The sequence below is a fragment of the Caenibacillus caldisaponilyticus genome, from assembly GCF_002003465.1.
In the GTDB taxonomy this organism is placed as follows: Bacteria; Bacillota; Bacilli; order Bacillales; family Sporolactobacillaceae; genus Caenibacillus; species Caenibacillus caldisaponilyticus.
On sequence record NZ_BDDQ01000070.1, the window covers coordinates 1 to 18869 of the forward strand.

Annotated in this window: 18 protein-coding genes, 1 pseudogene and 1 riboswitch; of the genes and pseudogenes, 15 read left to right on the forward strand and 4 right to left on the reverse strand. The window is 55.3% G+C overall.

The annotated features are described in order from the left end of the window. From CCB157_RS15290 to thiE, 6 genes are all read left to right on the forward strand, one after another. The coding region (locus tag CCB157_RS15290) for a UPF0236 family transposase-like protein (RefSeq protein ID WP_193432316.1) at window positions 1-598 on the forward strand (598 nt) is incomplete at its 5' end. A gap of 166 nt (window positions 599-764) precedes the next feature. Next, window positions 765-877: riboswitch (TPP riboswitch) on the forward strand. Window positions 878-1320: 443 nt separating this feature from the next. Further along, entirely contained in the window at window positions 1321-1815 is a 495-nt protein-coding gene (thiW, locus tag CCB157_RS15295) for an energy coupling factor transporter S component ThiW (protein ID WP_077616748.1), read from the forward strand. A 171-nt stretch (window positions 1816-1986) separates the two neighbouring features. Continuing rightward, window positions 1987-2790: a bifunctional hydroxymethylpyrimidine kinase/phosphomethylpyrimidine kinase gene (gene thiD / locus CCB157_RS15300; RefSeq protein WP_077616732.1), complete on the forward strand. Its 804-nt coding sequence runs from the start codon at window positions 1987-1989 to the stop codon at window positions 2788-2790. Next, window positions 2787-4046 (forward strand): putative hydroxymethylpyrimidine transporter CytX, encoded by a 1260-nt coding sequence (gene cytX, locus CCB157_RS15305; protein ID WP_077616733.1) that lies wholly within the window; start codon window positions 2787-2789, stop codon window positions 4044-4046. The genes thiD and cytX overlap by 4 nt, the downstream gene beginning before the upstream one ends. Continuing rightward, window positions 3995-4819 (forward strand): hydroxyethylthiazole kinase, encoded by an 825-nt coding sequence (gene thiM, locus CCB157_RS15310; RefSeq protein ID WP_077616734.1) that lies wholly within the window; start codon window positions 3995-3997, stop codon window positions 4817-4819. Before cytX ends, thiM begins: the two co-directional genes overlap by 52 nt. Next, a complete protein-coding gene (gene thiE, locus CCB157_RS15315; protein WP_077616735.1) occupies window positions 4797-5441 on the forward strand; it encodes a thiamine phosphate synthase in 645 nt (214 codons plus the stop codon). The genes thiM and thiE overlap by 23 nt, the downstream gene beginning before the upstream one ends. A 262-nt stretch (window positions 5442-5703) precedes the next feature. Here the strand turns inward: thiE and CCB157_RS15320 are convergent, their stop codons facing one another. After that, window positions 5704-7077, reverse strand: coding sequence for an RsmB/NOP family class I SAM-dependent RNA methyltransferase (locus CCB157_RS15320; RefSeq protein WP_077616736.1), 1374 nt, complete (start codon window positions 7075-7077; stop codon window positions 5704-5706). Window positions 7078-7392: 315 nt separating this feature from the next. Here CCB157_RS15320 and CCB157_RS15325 point away from each other — a divergent pair, with 315 nt between their 5' ends. The 4 genes from CCB157_RS15325 (at window position 7393) to CCB157_RS15340 (ending at window position 10422) form a co-directional block, all read left to right on the forward strand. After that, on the forward strand, window positions 7393-8115 hold the full coding sequence (locus tag CCB157_RS15325; protein WP_077616737.1) for an amino acid ABC transporter ATP-binding protein: 723 nt from the start codon (window positions 7393-7395) through the stop codon (window positions 8113-8115). Window positions 8116-8171: 56 nt separating this feature from the next. Then, the gene (locus CCB157_RS15330; RefSeq protein WP_077616738.1) at window positions 8172-9017 is read left to right on the forward strand and encodes a transporter substrate-binding domain-containing protein; all 846 of its coding nucleotides are present in this window, start codon (window positions 8172-8174) and stop codon (window positions 9015-9017) included. An 84-nt stretch (window positions 9018-9101) separates the two neighbouring features. Further along, on the forward strand, window positions 9102-9755 hold the full coding sequence (locus CCB157_RS15335) for an amino acid ABC transporter permease (protein ID WP_077616739.1): 654 nt from the start codon (window positions 9102-9104) through the stop codon (window positions 9753-9755). A 13-nt stretch (window positions 9756-9768) separates the two neighbouring features. Beyond that, window positions 9769-10422 carry an amino acid ABC transporter permease gene (locus CCB157_RS15340; RefSeq protein WP_077616740.1) on the forward strand — a complete coding sequence of 218 codons (654 nt, stop codon included), beginning with the start codon at window positions 9769-9771 and terminating at the stop codon, window positions 10420-10422. Window positions 10423-10480: 58 nt separating this feature from the next. Here the strand turns inward: CCB157_RS15340 and CCB157_RS15345 are convergent, their stop codons facing one another. Together CCB157_RS15345 and CCB157_RS15350 are read right to left on the reverse strand one after the other, a co-directional pair. Then, complete coding sequence (locus CCB157_RS15345) at window positions 10481-12286, reverse strand: M3 family oligoendopeptidase (RefSeq protein WP_077616741.1); 1806 nt, start codon at window positions 12284-12286, stop codon at window positions 10481-10483. A 187-nt stretch (window positions 12287-12473) separates the two neighbouring features. After that, window positions 12474-12833 carry a BsuPI-related putative proteinase inhibitor gene (locus tag CCB157_RS15350; RefSeq protein WP_158077347.1) on the reverse strand — a complete coding sequence of 120 codons (360 nt, stop codon included), beginning with the start codon at window positions 12831-12833 and terminating at the stop codon, window positions 12474-12476. 167 nt (window positions 12834-13000) lie between these two features. On the opposite strand from CCB157_RS15350, the gene CCB157_RS15355 reads away from it, so the two are divergent. The 5 genes from CCB157_RS15355 (at window position 13001) to CCB157_RS15375 (ending at window position 18382) form a co-directional block, all read left to right on the forward strand. After that, window positions 13001-13402, forward strand: coding sequence for a secondary thiamine-phosphate synthase enzyme YjbQ (locus tag CCB157_RS15355; RefSeq protein WP_077616743.1), 402 nt, complete (start codon window positions 13001-13003; stop codon window positions 13400-13402). Window positions 13403-13617: 215 nt separating this feature from the next. Further along, window positions 13618-14100: a low molecular weight protein-tyrosine-phosphatase gene (locus CCB157_RS15360; protein WP_077616744.1), complete on the forward strand. Its 483-nt coding sequence runs from the start codon at window positions 13618-13620 to the stop codon at window positions 14098-14100. A gap of 748 nt (window positions 14101-14848) precedes the next feature. Continuing rightward, complete coding sequence (locus CCB157_RS15365) at window positions 14849-15667, forward strand: hypothetical protein (RefSeq protein WP_077616745.1); 819 nt, start codon at window positions 14849-14851, stop codon at window positions 15665-15667. Window positions 15668-15823: 156 nt separating this feature from the next. After that, complete coding sequence (locus CCB157_RS15370; protein ID WP_077616746.1) at window positions 15824-16675, forward strand: YihY/virulence factor BrkB family protein; 852 nt, start codon at window positions 15824-15826, stop codon at window positions 16673-16675. Window positions 16676-16801: 126 nt separating this feature from the next. After that, complete coding sequence (locus tag CCB157_RS15375; RefSeq protein ID WP_077616747.1) at window positions 16802-18382, forward strand: FMN-binding glutamate synthase family protein; 1581 nt, start codon at window positions 16802-16804, stop codon at window positions 18380-18382. A 347-nt stretch (window positions 18383-18729) separates the two neighbouring features. Here the strand turns inward: CCB157_RS15375 and CCB157_RS18495 are convergent. Then, window positions 18730-18869, reverse strand: a pseudogene (locus CCB157_RS18495) (IS256 family transposase); the annotation flags it as partial.

An 18869-nucleotide genomic window follows, 5' to 3' on the forward strand; every position in this document is an offset into this window, starting at 1 on the left:
GGGCCGGGCGTTTTATCATTTGGATCGGTTCCATGTCGCCCGCGATTTGCATCTAATCATGAAAGATCATCCGCGCTATTCCGCGATGAAACGGGCGCTGAACGAGAATGATCCGGAGCGGTTGATCGTGGAGCTGAACAGCGCCGTGGGAACGATGGCTACACCGGAAGGCGAAGCGAAGCTAGAGGTGTTCATCGCGTATGTCACGAAACATAAAGAAGCCTTATGTGATTATAAGGCGTGGCTCGAAGAAAAAGGGATGGACACCCGCGGGATGTGCACGATGGGGGCTTCGGAAGGCCTGATGAGCCAATTTGCGGCTCGCCTCAAACAGGGGCGCAGTTGGAGCGCAGCCGGTGTAGAGGCGATGACCCAATGGATGATTGCTGACAAGGATCGGTTGGAGGTCAAAACGTGGTTTGGGCAATGGGTGCCGAACCGTGAAACAAACGGTTCGGGTCGTAAGGCTCCAGAGACCAAAACCCGTAAAAGGCTGACCAAGCAAATCGTAAATGATGTACGCGACAACATCCCCTATATGAAACAATCTTCAGGCACGATGATTCACAGCACTTTGAAAGGGCTGATCGGTTTTTAAACATTAAGAGAGCTTCCGTAAGAAGTCCAAGAAAATAGGAGAACGCTTTCAAATTGCATTGTACAAGAAAAGTGCCCACAAAAGCTTGACTGCATCTTCTCCGCTCAGCGCATTGCCAAAAGCGCGGGTCTGTGCTAACGTAAAAGTTGATCAAAATAAAATATTAAATCTGTGCTGGGGGAGCCGGAATCGGCCGGCTGAGAGTAAGACCCGGAAGTCTTTGACCCCTTGAACCTGATCTGGATCATACCAGCGTAGGGAAGGCGCGTGACTTTGAGCAGCAAACGCAAATCCTTATTCTGGGTTTGCGTTTTTTCATATCCCGTGCAAGTCTGGCCGTTTGGCCAGCCAAACACCATGATTCCACGGCAAACCTCATTCCGTATTTTCGACCCAATAACGAACATTTTGGGCTTTCCTCTCCCAGTCTTCCTGCGCTTCCGTCCCCACGGTTCAAGGAAAGTCGGTCTTCCGCAACCCTTCAACGGCGCTCCATGGCGTTTCACTGATCCGTTTCATGAACGGCAAACGCTGACGGCTTTAAAGCGTTTCCGGTTCAAGCCAAAGCGTGCAGAGTGCCCCGTCATCTCGGATAAGGGCCGTTGTCCATTCCAAAAAATGAGGCGGCTGTCATCAAAAAGGGCCGGCCTTATAGCTTTATCCATCCCTTGCTCGAAGTGGGACCGTTCCGCGCTCCCGCGGCACCCGAAGGAGGCGAAGCGATGCCGACGAAACCATTGATCACGGCGGCTCTGTTTGCCGCCGCCGGTGCCGCTGCCGGGCAAGTGATTTACATTCCCCTCGGGCCGTTCAAAATGTTTCCCGTTCAGCATTTTATCAATGTGTTGTCGGCGGTTTGGCTCGGACCCGGCTGGGCGGTTTTGACGGCGTTTGCGATTTCGCTCCTGCGCAATCTCTTCGGGACGGGATCGCTCATCGCTTTTCCGGGCAGCATGATCGGCGCCTGTTTGGCCGGCCTTCTCTATCACAAAACCAAAAAAGCCGGCTGGGCCGCCGTCGGCGAAGCGTTCGGAACCGGGGTGATCGGCGCGCTGGCCGCCTATCCGGTGGCGAAGCTTTTGTACGGCCTCGATGCCGCGGCCACCTACTTCATTCTGCCGTTTACGCTCAGCACGGCATCCGGCAGTGTCCTCGCCTACACCGTTTTAAAGGCGTTTCATCCGGTGCGGCGGCGGTTTAAGGCCGACGAACGCTGATTTGAGATTGAAGACGCCGTAAGAAAGATTTAATGAAGGCAGCGGCTGGAGAGCTTTTTTACAAGCCGGCCATTGAAAACAAAGGGACGTTCGCAACTCATTCCATTTGTAATGGTTGCGGGAGACGATCCAACTTTATTAAAACGAATGAAATCAATGAGGTGATCAGCCATGAAAACCGCTTTGACGATCGCGGGGTCCGACAGCGGCGGGGGAGCAGGCATCCAAGCCGATCTCAAAACGTTTTCCGCGCTCGGGGTGTTCGGCATGAGCGTGATCACGGCGGTGACCGCGCAAAACACGATGGGCGTCTTCGGCGTGGAAGACATTTCCCCGGCGTTGATCGCCAAACAGATGGACGCCGTGTTCAGCGATTTGCCGGTCGATGCCGTTAAAATCGGCATGCTGTCCAATGCCGAGGCGATCCGGACGATCGCGGATCGGTTGAGGCAATATCAACCGAGAAATATCGTGCTCGACCCGGTGATGATTTCAAAAACGGGGTACCGGTTGCTGCAGCCCGATGCGACGGCGGCGCTCATTGAGCAGCTTTTGCCGCTCGCCGACGTCATCACCCCGAACCTCCATGAGGCCGGCGCGCTTTTAAACCGGGAGATACGCGATATCGAGGAAATGGAACGGGCCGCCGAGGCGCTGCGCCGTTTAGGAGCAAAGGCGGTGCTCGTCAAAGGCGGGCACCTTGACGGCGAACCCGTGGATATTTTGTACGACGGCGAAACGTTTACCCGCTTTTCTGGCCGGCGGGTTCAGACGAACAACACGCACGGCACGGGCTGCACGCTGTCTTCGGCGATCGCCGCTCATCTTGCCCGCGGGTGCGATTTGAAGACCGCCGTGGGGCGGGCGAAAACGTACATTCAAGGAGCGATCGAAAACGCCCTTGATCTCGGTGCGGGGGCGGGGCCGACGCATCACTTCCACCTGTGGTACGGAAGCGAGGGGCTTGAAGCATGAGCCGTTTGAAAGATGTTCATTTTTTCTTCCTCTGGTTTGGCGCCGCGGTTTCCATATCGGAAATCTTGGCCGGCACTCTGCTGGCGCCGCTCGGTTTCGTCCAAGGCTTCATCGCCATTTTGCTCGGCCATCTGATCGGCACGACGTTGCTCGCGGCGACGGGGTATATCGGAACGAAAAGAAACGTGACCGCGATGGGCATGACCGCCGCCGCCTTCGGTCCGGCCGGCATGAAGCTGTTTTCCATCTTAAATTTTATCCAACTCCTCGGCTGGACGGCCGTCATGATGAAAACCGGCGGCGAGCAGCTTGACCTCGTGGCGAACAAGATGTGGGCGTTTCACCGGCCGCTCCTCGCCATTCTGCTCGTCGGATTGTTGACGACGATCTGGACGGCGTTCGGAAAGGGCGGAAACGGCCTTGTCAATACGGTCGCCGTCGGCCTTCTCCTTGTCATGACGTTGTTTTTGTTCGTTGCGATGATCGGCGATGCCGCTTGGACGGCAGCTTCGCCAAAGGGGCATCTCTCGTTCGGTTCGGGGCTGGAACTCGTCGTCGTCATGCCGCTCTCCTGGCTGCCGGTGATCGCGGATTACAACCGTTACGGCCAAAGCCCGCGCCGCTCGGCCGTCTACTCGTGGTTCGGCTATTTTATCGGCAGTTCCTGGATGTACGCCATCGGGCTGATCATGGCCCTCGCTTTAAAAACGCTCGATTTGGGGGCTTATCTGGTCGTCGCCGACCTCGGGCTGTTGGCGCTCGGCGTCATCTTGATTTCTACGGTGACGACGACGTTTCTCGACGTGAACTCCGCCGCCGAAAGCTTCAATGCGATCGTTTCAGGGCATCGCACCAAACCTGCGGCGCTCGCCGTCGGTCTGCTCGGCCTTTTGCTCGCTGTCTTCTTTCCGCTCGATCAATATGAAAACTTTTTGTACATGATCGGATCGCTGTTCGCTCCGCTGTATGCCGTCGTGCTGACGGAGGCGCTGTGGCGGCGGCCGGCCGCTGCCGGCGGCCGTGCTGCGGATGGGAGAAGCGGCCGCGTTGAGCGGTTGAGCAAAGCGGGGGCCTTCCTCGCTTGGCTCATCGGCGTCGGGCTCTACAATCTGTTATTAAAACTCGACCTGCCGCTCGGATCGACGATTCCGACGATGATTTTGACGGGTTTGTTGTATGTTGTGTTTGAAAGGATGAGGGAAAAATGGCAATCCAAAACCGAGGTCCCGAGTTATGCCGGCATATCCGAGCGTTGAATCCGCTCATTCATCACATCACCAACACGGTGACGATCAATGATTGCGCCAACATGACGTTGGCGCTCGGAGCCAGCCCCGTCATGGCGGACAGCCCTGATGAGGCGGCGGAGATGGCCAAACTTGCGCAGGCGCTCGTTTTGAACATCGGCACCTTGCATAAAGAAACGATTGAAGCGATGGTCGCCGCCGGCAGCGCCGCGAACGAAGCCGGCATCCCCGTCGTTTTTGATCCGGTGGGGGCAGGCGCGACGCCGTTTCGCTTGCAGGCGTGCCGCGAAATTTTGAAACACGTCCGTCCGGCCGTCATCCGGGGCAACATGTCCGAAATCAAAGCGCTCGCCGGGTTAAAGGCCAACGCCAAAGGCGTGGACAGCGGCGATGACATGGAAAACGCCGCGGCGGTCGGTACAAGGGTGGCGGAAGAGACCGGCGCGGTCGTCGCCGTGACCGGTCCGGTGGATGTCATAACGGACGGCCGGCGAGTCGTGTACATTTTTAACGGCCATCCGATGATGGCCAAGGTGACGGGCACCGGCTGTGTCTCCAATTCGCTCATCGCCGGCTTTTTGGCGGTTACGCCGGATGCGCTCGAAGCGGCGGGAGCGGGCCTCACGCTCATGGGCTTGGCCGGTGAACGGGGCGTCGCCCGCTTGACGGAAGGAGAAGGAACGGGCACTTTGCGCGTTCGCCTCATCGATGCCGTTTACGAATTGTCCCATGCCGAGGAATGGAAAGGAGCGAACTGGCATGAGCGCCGCGTCGAAGATTGATTACGCTTTGTACCTCATCACGGAGCCGTACAGGGAGGAGGCCCGTGACCAATACTTTCAAAAATTAAGGCGGGCGCTGTCCGCGGGGGTGACCGTTTTGCAGCTGCGGGAGAAATCGCTGCCCTCGCGGCGGCTGTATGAACTGGCGCGCGAATTGAAGGCGCTGGCTGCCGAATTCGGCGTGCCGTTTATCGTCAACGACCGCTTGGACATCGCGCTCGCTGTCGATGCCGATGGCCTCCATGTCGGCCAGGACGATCTTCCAACGTCCGTCGCCCGCCGCCTCCTCGGTCCGGATAAGATTCTCGGCGTTTCGGCCGCCACGATTGCCGAAGCGGCGGATGCGGTGCGGGACGGCGCCGATTATCTCGGCGTCGGTTCGGTCTTTCCGACGCGTTCGAAAGGGGATGCGGAGGTCATCGGGCTGGATCGCTTGACGGAAATCAAAAGCGCCGTGCCGGTTCCGGTCGTGGCGATCGGCGGCATCACGCAGGAAAACGCCGGGTCTGTTTTGGAACGGGGCGCCGACGGCCTCGCGGTGATTTCCGCGGTGTTATCCGCTTCCGATCCGGCTGAAGCCGCCGCCGCTCTCGCCGTCGCGGTCAAATCTTCGAAAGGTTAAGAAATGTCATAGATCAGGTTCGAGAGACGGATCGTTCTTTGAGGGCGTCCCAATGGGATGCTGATGTTTATATGAAATATATACTTTTCTTAAAGTATGATGTACGTGCATTAAAAAGGGAAGCCGACCGGCTTCCTTTTTTCATTGGATACGGATGTTAGAATTTTTGCCGACGGGCGTGCCCGCCGCCGGCGCCGTGCCGCGCCGGTTTCCTCAACCGCCGGACTTCTTTCAGTGCTTTGGCGGGCGTGATCTGCGAAGTTTATGCCCCGAAGATCCTCAAGCCTTTCGGATAAAAGTTTTTCAGTGTGCCTTGGACTTCCTTGCCCCAGCCGAGCGGGAATCCTTCGATCGTGACGAGCGTCCAGCCGCGGTTGCCTCCGGTCGCGAGCGTTTCGCCGCGCAAATATTTCCTCCACGCATCCCCGTCGCGGGAAAGTTCCGCTGTATGGCGCGCTTCGTTGCTTTTGAGCGCCATGGCGAGGGCGTGGTTCGGTTCAAACCGCTTCTTTTTAAACGTGCCGAGATGCAAGCCCGGGCGAATGACTTTCAAGCCGTCGAGCTTGGGGGTCCCTTCCGGCAGCGCAAAAAGATGATCGCGGACGGCGACGAGCGGGCGTTCGATCGAGAAGGTCAACGTTTCGCGTTCGAAGGCGCGGTAGACCGCAAGCCGGCCGCGGTCGATCTTCGTTGTCTCAACGGGAAGCCGGTCGGCCCCGTCGTTGCCGCCGGTTTTGACGAGCTTGGCGACGAAATGGCCTTCGCCTTCAAGTCGATGCGGCCAGAGGCGGGCCGCCCCGGCGATTTCTGGATGGCGTCCGCCACTCCATTCAGGACGCGCGTCTACGACGCCGTCGGGCTTTGCGACGGGAACGAGGCGCATGTCCGGATGGTGGTCCAAAAACGCGGCGATTTGCGCTTCGTTTTCCTCGGGCGCAAACGTGCACGTCGAATAGACGAGCGTCCCGCCTTCCCGTAGCATCTGATAGGCCGCTTCCAATATGTCCCGCTGCCAAGCCGCGCATTCCGCGACATGGTCCGGCGACCAATATTGGATGGCCTCGGGATCTTTGCGGAACATCCCTTCCCCTGAACACGGCGCGTCGACGAGAACGCGGTCGAAAAAGCCGCCGAAGCGGGCGGCGAGGCGCTCGGGCGTTTCGTTCGTGACGATCGCGTTCGTGATGCCGAGCCGTTCGATGTTTTCCGACAGGGCGCGGACGCGTTTGGCGTTGACGTCATTGGCGATGAGGAGCCCGCGGCCATTCATCTTGGCCGCGATGTGCGTCGTTTTTCCGCCCGGCGCGGCGCAAAGATCGAGCACCTTTTCCCCCGGTTTGGCGTCGACGACTTCGCCGACGAACATCGCGCTCGGTTCTTGGACGTAATACAGCCCCGCCTGGTGATACGGATGTTTGCCGGGCGCCGCTTCGGCATCCGTATAAAAACCGGTCGGACAGAAGGGAACGGGCCGGACGGCAAACGGAGAAAGGGCGGCAAAGCCGTCCGGTTCGATTTTCAGCGTGTTGACTCGGATTCCCGTCGTCTTGGGTTCGTCATAAGCTCGGAGAAAATCATCCGCTTCCTCGCCGAGCATCTTTTGCATTCTTTCGACATACAATTTTGGCAGTGACATTCCGTCGGATTCCCTTTCGCTGATTAAATGAACGTGATAAAAACGATATTATTATAACCCATCTGCCAGACAAGCCAACCGGACGGGTCCCGGATCGCCGGCCGGGAACCCGCAGCCTTTCGCCCCTGGTCTATCGATGTCGGTTCCGCACCGAGTCTCCAAAATTGATATACTGATTGGAAATCATCAGTAATTCTTAATATTGGATTTATAAACTTGACAAAGCGCTCGCTAAATACAGTATAATAGTTCACAAAGACAAAATATTATAAAATGCAATACAAATAGTGAACATCATTTGTAAGGGGTCCTGCCATGATTCACTTCAAAAAAGTCAATAAATGGTTCGGTGATCTCCATGTTTTGAAAGACATTAACCTGGATATCGAACAAGGGGAGGTCGTGGTCATCATCGGCCCGAGCGGATCGGGCAAGAGCACGCTCATCCGCTGCATCAACGGATTGGAAGGTTACCAGGAAGGCGAAATCATCGTCGACAACCGAAGTTTAAACGATAAGAAATTGAACTTGAACGAATTTCGCCAACACATCGGCATGGTCTTTCAACACTTTAACCTTTATCCCCACATGTCTGTCCTCAACAACGTCACGTTGGCACCTCGGAAAGTCAAAGGCATCGACAAAGCAGAAGCCGAAAAAGAAGCCCGCTACTATCTCGAGAAAGTCGGCATCCTAGATCAAGCCCACAAAAAACCCAATCAATTGTCCGGCGGACAGCAGCAACGGGTCGCCATCGCCCGGGCGCTCGCCATGAAACCGAAAATTTTATTGTTCGACGAACCGACCTCGGCGCTCGATCCGGAAATGGTCAACGAAGTCTTGGAAGTGATGAAAATGCTGGCCAAGGAAGGCTCGACCATGGTCGTCGTCACCCATGAAATGGGCTTTGCCCGCGAAGTCGCCGACCGCGTCATTTTCATGGACGGCGGGCAAATCGTCGAGGAAAATACGCCGGATCAATTTTTCACGAATCCGAAGGAAGAACGGACCAAAGCCTTTTTAAGCAAAATTTTGTAACAGCTTCATATGGTAAAAGTGGTAAAAATTTATAATTTATGGAGGGGTTTTAGAAGATGAAAAAAGCGTGGCTGGCCTTGCTTTCTCTTTTAATTGTCTTCAGTTTCGCGCTGGTGGGCTGCGGGGGAAATGATAAAGAATCGTCAGCGGGCGCCAAAACGACGCTGCAAAAGATCAAGGACAGAGGCAAATTGATCGTCGGCGTCAAATACGACGTCAACCTGTTCGGCCTGAAAGACCCGAAAACCGGAAAAGTGGAAGGCTATGACGCGGACATCGCCCGCGAGCTCGCGAAAAAAATTTTCGGGAAAAACGCGAATTTGAATAAGGTGCTCGAGCTCAAACAGGTCAACTCCAAAACGCGCTTCGATTTGGTGAACAACGGCACCGTCGATCTGGCGATTGCGACGTGCACGATCACCGAGGAACGCAAACAAAAGAACAATTTCAGCTTGCGCTATTTCAATGCGGGGCAATCGCTCTTGGTGAAAAAAGGGAGCCCGATCAAAAGCATCGACGATTTGAACAAAAACACGGTCGTCCTGGCGGTGAAAGGATCGACGAGCGAACAAAACATCAAAGCGAAAGCTCCGGACGCGCCGGTGCAATTGTATGATGATTACGCCCAGGCCTTCAGCGCGCTGAAAGCCGGAAAAGGCGACGTTTTGACGACCGACAACGCGATCCTCATGGGCATGCATAAAGAAGATCCGAATTACGTCCTGGTCGGCGGTTTGTTCACGGAAGAACCGTACGGGATCATCCTTAAAAAAGGCGACGACGAATTCACCAAATACGTCAACGATTTTCTGAAAGAATTAAAAGCCAACGGGACGCTCGACAAGCTTTATAAAAAATGGTTCGGCGAACCCGCTCCGGACGATCTCTTGAAAGAAATTTGATCGGACCAAACCCGGCCAGGGAGGTTGGTGCGCTTTCACCATCAACCTCCCTTTTCCGACTCCATGACGAAGAGGTGAACGCTCTTGAATTTCTCCATTCCGTTGTCCCATCTTGACCAATATTGGAGCGGATTTGTCGTCACGTTGAAAACGAGTGTCATCGCCCTGATCCTCAGCTTTATCATCGGGTTCATCATCGCCACCCTTAGGGTATCCGGCGTGCGGCCGCTCGCTTTCTTCGCCAGGTGGTATGTGGAGTTTCTCAGAAATACGCCGTTGCTCGTCCAAGTGTTCTTTTTTTATTACGCGCTGCCGCGTTTGCACGTTTCCTGGCTGAACTTTAACGGATATCAGGCGGGCATGCTCGGCTTGACGTTCTACACCGCGGCGTACATCGCCGAAAACGTGCGCGCGGGCATCCAGTCCATCGACAAAGGGCAGCTCGAAGCGGCGCGCGCTTCGGGCCTTACGTATTATCAAGCGATGCTTTACATCATTTTGCCCCAAGCGTTTCGCATCGTCATTCCGCCGCTCGGCACGCAGTTTATCAATCTTGTCAAAAATTCGGCGGTACTCGCGTTTTTCGCCGGGCTCGACATCATGTACGTCGCCGATTCGCTCCAAGGTTCAAGCGGTGAAGTGTTCGGCGTCTATACGTTTGCGGCGCTCTTTTATCTCATTATCACGATTCCGCTCACGATTCTCGTCAACTACCTCGAAAAGAAATTGGCTTATTAGGCGGTGAGGCATCATGGATGTGATCGTTCAAGCGTTCAGCGCGAGCAACCTGATTTTTTTAGGGAAAGGCCTCTTAATCACCATTTGGCTCGCCATCGTCAGCATTGCGGTCAGCTTTGTCTTCGGTTCGCTGCTTGCGATTTTCCGTTACAGCAAGACGCTCGTCCTCGCCCAACTGGCCTTTGTTTATACCGAAATCGTCCGCAACTTGCCCTTGATCCTCATCCTGTATTTTGCGTTTTTCGGGCTGCCGGAGTTCGGGTTGCAATTAAGCATTTTTTGGAAAATGGCGATCGGCCTCATCCTTTTTGAGATCAGCCAGCTGGCCGAGATTGTCCGCGGCGGGTTGAATTCCATCGAAAAAGGGCAGATTGAGGCGGCGCGTTCGACGGGGATGACCTATCGGCAAACGCTGTTTCACATCATTATTCCCCAGGCGTTTAAACGGATGATCCCGGCGCTCGTCAGCCAGTTCATCACGATCGTCAAGGACACGTCCTATACGGCGATGTTCGGGCTCATGGATGTCTTGAACGCCGCCCAGATCATCTGGAACCAGCAGTTCAGCTTTATCTTCCCGATCATCATCTTGGTCGCCGTCCTCTATTTTGTCATCAATTTCACGTTGTCCAGCGTCAGCTTGCGGATCGAAAAGAAGCTGGGATAAAAGAAAAGGCGGTTCTCCGAAAGCCGATGGAGAACCGCTTTTTTGATTGCAGGCCGGATCACGCGTGGACGCGTTCGGCGAGTTCGAGGAAAGCGTCGACGTCTTTGACCGCTTCCTCGCAGGCCGACCGCCAAAAGTCGGGCTGTTCGAGATCGACGCCGAGATGTTTTTTCGCCAAATCCTCGACGCGCATCGATCCGGTGTCGGCGAGCAGTGCGTTGTATTTTTCGGCAAATCCCGGGCCTTCTTCCAAGGCGCGGGCATAGATGCCGGTGCTGAACAGAAATCCGAACGTATACGGGAAGTTATAAAACGGCACGTCCGTGATGTAAAAGTGAAGCTTCGATTGCCAGAACGCCGGATGATAGACGGCCAGTTCGTTGCAGAACGCGTCTTTTTGCGCGTTCAGCATGAGCTCATCGAGCCGCTCGACGGTGACGAGCCCGTTTTTCCGTTCTTCGTAAAAGCGCGTTTCAAACAGGAAGCGCGCGTGGATGTTCATGAAGAACGCGACCGCCCGTTGCAATTTGTCTTCCAGCAGAGCCAAGCGCTCGCGGTCGTCCTCCGCCGCCTGGATGGCGGCGTCGCTGACGATCAATTCCGCGAACGTCGAGGCGGTTTCGGCGACGTTCATCGCATAGTCCTGATTCAGAAACGGAATGTCGTTCATGACGTACTGATGGTAAGCGTGCCCGAGTTCATGGGCGAGCGTCGAGACGTTGGCAGCTTGGCCGCCATACGTCATGAAAATGCGCGATTGTTGCGCGATGGGAAAGCTCGTGCAAAAGCCGCCGGGGCGTTTGCCGGGCCGGTCTTCCGCTTCAATCCAGCGGTTTTCCAGGGCGTGTTGGGCAAACGCGCCCATTTCGGGATTGAAAGCCGTGAAATGGCGGACGATAAACGCGGCCGCTTCGTCGTACGGCACCTTTTTATCGGCGGTTTGCAACGGGGCTTCGACATCGTGCCATTCGAGCTTTTCAACGCCCAGCAATTCCGCTTTTTTGCGCAAGTATTGGACGAGTTTCGGCTTGTAGGCATCGATGGCCGCCCACATCGCTTCAAGCGTCGCCTTCGACATGCGGTTGTAGTCGAGCGGTTCTTTCAGGAAATCGTCCCAGCCGCGCGCTTTGTAAACGGCGAGCCGGAAGCCGGCAAGGCGGTTCAGCGCGGCGGCGCAAAACGCGCTTTGGGCTTGCCACGCTTTTTCCCATTCGGCAAAGGCGCGAGAGCGGACGTCGCGGTTCGGATCCGTCAAGAGGTTGGCCAATTGGCCGATCGACAACGTCTCCCGCCCTTTTTCGGGATGATCAAACGGGATCGCCATCTCGCCGACGATGGTGTCGTACAGGTCGCCCCAGCCGTGATAGCCGTCGACGGACAGCCCGTTGATGAGTTGCTCCTGCTCGGGCGGCAGCTGTTCGGTCGCTTTTTTGCGCCGCTCTTCCAGAGGAAAACGAACGGCGTTCAACGGAGCCGCGGCCAGCAAGCCCGACCAGACGTCCTCCGGGATGGCGCCGATTTGGGCGATCAATAGCGTCTCGCACGACTTGAATTCGGCTAATAGGCTATGTATGGCGTTTCCGAGTTGATCGGCCCGTTTGTCCTGCATGTTTTGCGCGCGCAAACAGCCGACGAAAGACTCACCTTCCTGCAGACGCTTGAAAAGATCTTCGTAGGTTTCAATGTGATGCGCCCATTCTTTCGCCTTTTCGATCGTGTCGGGCACCTCTTGTGCCTTCAGCGCGCGCTCGAAGGCGCGAATGTCGCTGTCGAGCCGGTTCAGGAACGCTTCGAATTCCCCGGAAGCGCTTCCTCCCGGGAAAAACACATCAAGATCCCACGTTTGGTTCAACGTTTTGGCCACTTCCCCAACCTCCTTTTGTCGTTGTCTTCAGTATATCAAGAAAAAGCCGGACGGTCTCCCCTAATTTTTCCTGATTTTAACGGAAGGTCCGCCATTTTCCTCATTATTTTTGGACAACGGTTCGGGCGGAGCGCCTTCCCGCCTTTCAGCGACGGCGCGCCGCCATTCGGGCAATACGGCCGTTGGTTTACGGGGTAACGAAAAAGCGGGCTGTTGCCGAAGGCTGCGCTTCATTGGCCGTCAAACGGAAGGTGACGCGGTATCGTCCGGGAGGGACGGCGCGGATGGCATCGTGAAAAACCGCGGCATCGCCCGCTGGGAGGGTCAGCGTTCCGATCACCTGTAAAAACATTTTTCCGTCGGAGTAACGTTTCACCACGTTGCCCGCTTCATCTTCCAGGACGTAGTCGAAGCGTTGGGAAGTGTTAAAGGTTAAGGTAATCGGCTGACCGCTGGCGTTCTGGACGGAAAAAGCGAAGCGGACGTCGCGGCCGCTGCGGTCGACGTGGACGGCGGCCGAAAGCCGGCCGGGGGGTGTCCGCTCCATGCCCGCTCTTGGTCCTGCCGCCTGTAGCGCCGGCGCGGTGCCGTCAGGGTTGGCGTTTCCGCAGCCGATTGTTATGATAATGACGGAAGAGAATAAGAACAGTAGGTGTCGTCGTCTAGCGATCATTTTTATCCACTCCTATTAAGCGATTCAGGCGGTGAGACCCGGTGAAGATCTTTCACATCGAAACGCATGAACATGATGAAATCATTGACATCACGCCGCTCCTTGAAACGTTTGTCCGCGAGGAGCAGATCGAAAACGGCGTGCTGTATGTGCAATCGCTCCACACGACGGCCGGCGTGACCATCAACGAAAACGCCGATTCCGACGTCAAGCGCGATTTTCTTAGACGCCTAGATGAAGTGTTCCCGTGGCGGCATCCGAAAGATCGCCACGCGGAAGGCAACAGCGCCGCCCATCTGAAGACGAGCACGGTCGGGGTGACGCAAGCTGTCCTCGTGGAAAACGGCAAGCTAGTGCTCGGCACGTGGCAAGGCGTCTATTTCTGCGAATTCGACGGGCCAAGGCGCCGGCGCATCGCGGTGCAAGCCATTCCTGCCCGTTAATTTGGACAAGTTCCATGCGGTTCGTTTTTGAGCCGCCTTCGCGGCGGCGCCACGCCCTTTTTTGGCGATGATGAGGCGCCGGCCGTCTGCCCTCGGGTTCAAGCGGGATGGGACAGGGCGGCGAACCGCTTCCAACCGGATGACGGGCATGATCAAGGTTTTCGCAGATCCACTTTTAAGATCATTGAAATGGTCATCATATACGGAGGGTCATCATGGTTAAAGTATTGTTTGTTTGTCTCGGGAACATCTGCCGCTCCCCGATGGCGGAAGCGGTGTTTCGCGAACTCGTGCGGAAAGAGGGGCTGTCCGATCAAATCGAGGTCGACTCCTGCGGGACCGGCCATTGGCATGTCGGCCAACCGCCGCACGAAGGCACGCTGAAAGTCTTGAAGAAACACGGCATTCCTTCTGACGGCTTGCGCGGCCGCGTGTTGACCAAGGAAGATATCGAGACGTTCGATTACATCATCGCGATGGACGAAAGCAATGTGGAAAATATTTTATGGCGTTGCGACGAACGCTCGCGCCATAAAGTGCACCGCTTGCTCGACTTTTCCCCGGAAATACCCGTGCGCGACGTGCCGGATCCGTACTACGACGGGCGTTTTGATTACGTTTACGATCTCATCAGCACGGGCGCGAAGAATTTGCTGGAACACATCAAAAAGGAAGCGCTGCACGTGTCCGAGGCGTGAGGAAAAGCGCCGCATAGATGGTGAAAATCTTGAACGTTCCGGTCATTTCGGGCGGCGCTTGGCGTTGAGCCCGTTGAGAATGAGAATTCCTTGTAGCCAAATGAGCTTGGGGATTAGCCGAAGAAGCGAAGCGCCCGCTTTTGCGGCGCCCACACCCGCTTTAAAGCCCGGCTTAAACAAGCATGTTTAAAAGCGTGAAAATATACAGGACCATTTTGGCGCTTCACGCCGACGAAACGCCGGCTTCGCAAATGGTGATATTGCCATGAAGTGGCAGCAGGCCGCGAATGCCGTCCTTTAATAAAATGCGGGAGCCATTTAGCTCAAGTTCGCCTGCCAGCGCGCGAGATGACGCATCTGCATCTCGCGCTTTTTTACTAATGGGAATGTGGCTCATTCACTGGACGATGGGAGGGATCGATTGGGTTCGGGCATGTCTTCCGCCAGCCGATGGCCTGTCGCATGTGGTTGATCGGTGAAAACGGGCGTTGTGATCGCTGCCTTCTTCGCGCGCGAAGACGATGCTGAAAGCGCCAATCGGTCGGCGCAGCCATGTGAAGCATAGGGCGCCTGTCGGGATGAATAAAATAAAAAGACAGGTTTATTATGGGTCAGTCTGCGTCAATTTATTTGGCCAACGGCGGCCGCCAGTTCTTGGCACCTCCGCGCCCTTCATATTTGAAAGGGAATGGCACAAACTATAGGCGTAACCTTACGCAGGTTACCATCACCAAAAGGGGGCCGCAGGATGACGACTTATCAACGCAGCAAACTCGGTCGTTTTATGCTGATTGGCGGTTTGTTGGGCGCCGCCGTTTCGCTGTTTGACCGCGCGACAAGGGAGAGCGTGGGCAAAGGCCTGAAGGCGACGGCAAATGGCGGTCTCCGCTTGTATCAAACCGTGCGGACGAACCCGGCGCAGGTCACGAATTACGTAAAGACCACCAGGGACAATCTTCGCATGACCGCCCGGGAGATCTCTCAGGATTTGAAAGAGATGGCGGAAAAAGTGAACGGCGCGACGAAATGCTCGAAGCAGGCTTACCAATATGCTTTGGAAGCCGGCAATGAAGTTTCGCAAATCGCTTATAAAGTTCGCCATACCGCCGGTCAAAGCCTGCTTCCGGGCACGGCAAACGCCGCCTCTTCCAACGCTTTGACAAGCGGTCCATCCGCTTCATCCTCCCTTGTCAATCAAGGGCAGGGCCAAACAAAGTCGAAAACATCGGCTTCCGGCTTTGGAACGGGCAATAAGGCCTCTTCGTCAAGCGCTTATAGCGGCGGAACCTTCGCTGCGACGGCTTCTGGCAGCGGCAATGCCGGTCGTTCGACTTCCACGTCGGAAACGGCGAACCGCCATGCTGCCCATGCGGCCACACAAACCCATTCATTGACGGATTCCGTCGTGGGGGCAAGCGCTGCGGCCGACTCGTCCAGCGCTAATGACAAAGGGAGTTCCGCTTCAACGGTTTCCAGCGGAAACGACCACCGTTCCGCCGCCACGTCGGAAACGGCAAACCGCCACGCTGCGCATGCAGCCGTGCAAACCGATCGGTCTTCCGATTAACCAAAGCCGCTTAAGTCCATGATGGCGGCCGATCGCAATGCATGGCATGCGGCGACGTCTAAAAGGCATGGACGCGAACATCCACATGAGGAGGGAACCACCCTGCCGACGTCCTTGATGACCGGCCGTCTTGGGCGGCAGAAATGAGGTTTTATTATGGGGAAACGTCATTCCGTCATCCGCTTTATAAAAAATTTGGTTAAACGCGTTTTTGAGGATAGGGTGTTTGATTTAGCGGCGCAATTAGCATATTTCTTTTTGCTGTCGCTATTCCCTTTCCTCATTTTTACCTTTGGCGTGCTTCCGTATATCGGCATCGATCAAACCGATGTGCTCGCCTTCATAAGCCATTACGCCCCGCCCGAATTGATGGACATCATAAGGGATAATTTAAAAGGAGTTTTTGATCAACACGCCGGTTTGTTGTCCTTCAGCGTCATCGCCACGATATGGCCGACTTCGACGGCCATTATGGCGATCATACGCGTGTTGAATCAAGCGTACGGCGTGCGGGAAAGCCGTTCCTTCATCGTCGCCCGCGGCATGGCGATCCTGCTGACGTTCGCGTTGATCTTTGTCATCCTCATCGCGCTTCTCCTCAATGTTTTCGGGCCGTCCATCGGCCGGCTGCTCGTCGTCCAATACGGCACGCCTCCGGATATTATCAAAGTTTTTGATTTTCTTCGCTTAGCCCTCAGTTTTATCATCATCATCCTCGTTTTTGCCTGTCTTTATTTGTTCGCTCCGAATAAACGCTTGAAAATTTCGGAGGTTCTCCTCGGCGCCATCTTTGCGGCGGTCGGGTGGCAGTTGGCCTCTTATGCTTTTTCCTACTATGTGGATCAAACCGTCCATTTTTCGGCGACTTACGGGACGCTCGGCGGCATCATCGTTCTCTTGATCTGGTTTTATTTGACCGGTTTCATCTTGATCCTCGGCGGGGAAATCAACGCGCTTTTGTACCAGTACAGAAAAACGAATCGATATAGCAGGATATCCCGGCGCTAACATGGAATGGGTATAATAGCGTTCAAAAATCGGCGTTGAAAGGCTAAACGGAACGCCCCGGCCGGCGGTCCACGCGCTGATCACGTTTGTTTAAAATATATAGAAAAACGGGGGAGGAGAAACGAAATGACTGGATTAACGGTCGCTTTGACGGTCATCCTCGTTTTGCTCGTCATCGTGCCGCTCGCTTTTTTCGTTTACTTGTATTTTTACGATGCCAGGCAAGCGCAGCATGCCGTGTTAAGGAATTATCCGGTTTTGGGCAAGGTTCGTTACATATTGGAAAAAATCGGGCCGGAAATGCGCCAATATCTCTTTGACCATGATACGGAAGGAAAACCCTTTTCCCGCACGGATTATCAACATGTCGTCCTGCCGGCGAAGTACCAGACGAGCATGATCAGCTTCGGTTCCAAGCGCGATTTCGATAAAGAGGGGTACTTTATCCGCAATGCGATGTTTCCGAAACAACGCGAAGAAATCCGCGTGGATAACACGGAACTGATCGCGACGAAAAAATACGTCATCGATGAAGACGACTTGTTTAAGCGCAAAGAACGTCTCGTTGACGCAAAGGTGAAGCCGTGGCTGCTCACCGAAGAAGATGCCGTCACCATCGGCCCGAACTGCCGGCATCCGTTTACGGTCCGCGGCTTGATCGGCATGTCGGGGATGAGTTACGGCGCCTTGGGCAACCGGGCGATCACCGCGCTGTCGGCCGGGCTCGGCATGGCCGGAGGCACGTGGATGAATACCGGGGAAGGCGGCTTGTCGCCCTACCATTTGAAAGGGGGCGTCGACCTCATCCTGCAAATCGGACCCGGGCTTTTCGGCGTCAGAACCAAGGACGGCCGTTTCGATTTCGAGGAATTAAAGAAAAAGGCCGAAATCCCTCAGGTCAAGGCGATCGAGCTCAAACTCGCCCAAGGGGCGAAGGCGCGCGGCGGTCATTTGGAGGGCAGCAAGGTGACCCCGGAAATCGCGGAAATTCGCAAGCTGGAACCGTGGAAGACGGCCGACAGCCCGAACCGGTTCCGGGAATTTCACGACATTCCGTCGATGTTTGACTTTATCTCCAAGATTCGGGATGTTTCGGGATTGCCCGTCGGCATCAAGATGGTCGTCGGCAATGAAGCCGATGTCGAATCGCTCGCCGCTTATATGAAAAGCACCGGAGAAGGCCTGGATTTCATCACGGTCGATGGCGCGGAAGGCGGAACGGGCGCGACGTACCAGGAACTCGCCGACGGCGTCGGCTTGCCGGTCAAGCCGGCGGTCATGATTTTGCACAAAGCGCTGTTGCGCCACGGCGTCCGCGATCGCGTGAAAATCATCGCTTCAGGAAAGCTGTTTACCCCCGACCGCATCGCCGTCATCCTCGGCATGGGCGCCGACCTCGTCAACATCGCGCGCGCGTTTATGATGACGGTCGGCTGTATTATGGCCCAGCGCTGCCACACCAATACGTGCCCCGTCGGCGTGGCGACGACCGACCCGAAACTGCAAAAAGCCTTGGTGGTCGAGGAAAAACAGTATCGCGTATTAAACTATTTATTAACCTTGCGGGAAGGCCTGTTTACGATCGCCGCGGCGGCCGGCCTGGCTTCACCGACGGAATTCAACGAAAAACACGTCGCCTATCAAGACGATAAAGGCCGGATTTACACGCTTGACCAATTGTACGTAACGTTGCGGGCGACGTCGTGACGCCACCTGAGTGTGGTTATACAAGTTGTCCGGTGAGGCAAACAGCCATATTTTCAAGACGCAAAAAAGGAGCCGAAATTGATATTATCCCCTTATAGTAGACAGAAAAAAAGAAAGGGATGTACTGTCTACTATGGGGTCAAGTCCATTTTATTGTGTAAATTTCCCTTTGATAGAAAGATGGACCTGATGACCTGACGTATGGCAGGTAAGTCCGGCAAGTCTCCCTGCCGGTCGCCTTCCCGGACTAATGATCATTGTTGTCAAAGTACAGGTGTGTCAAGGCGCTTTCGCGGCAACTCCTCGCTTCCGAGGTATTTCACGTTCTCCTTGACACGTCGAAGAAATTATCCCACTTTCTTGATCGCCGAAACTTCCTGATTCATCGTTTGAACGCCTAACTCTTTCGTTTTCCGCCACTGCCAATAGTCGGACATATCCAGGTATTTGCGTCCCGATATCCATTTTTCGTCCATTTCGATCAACA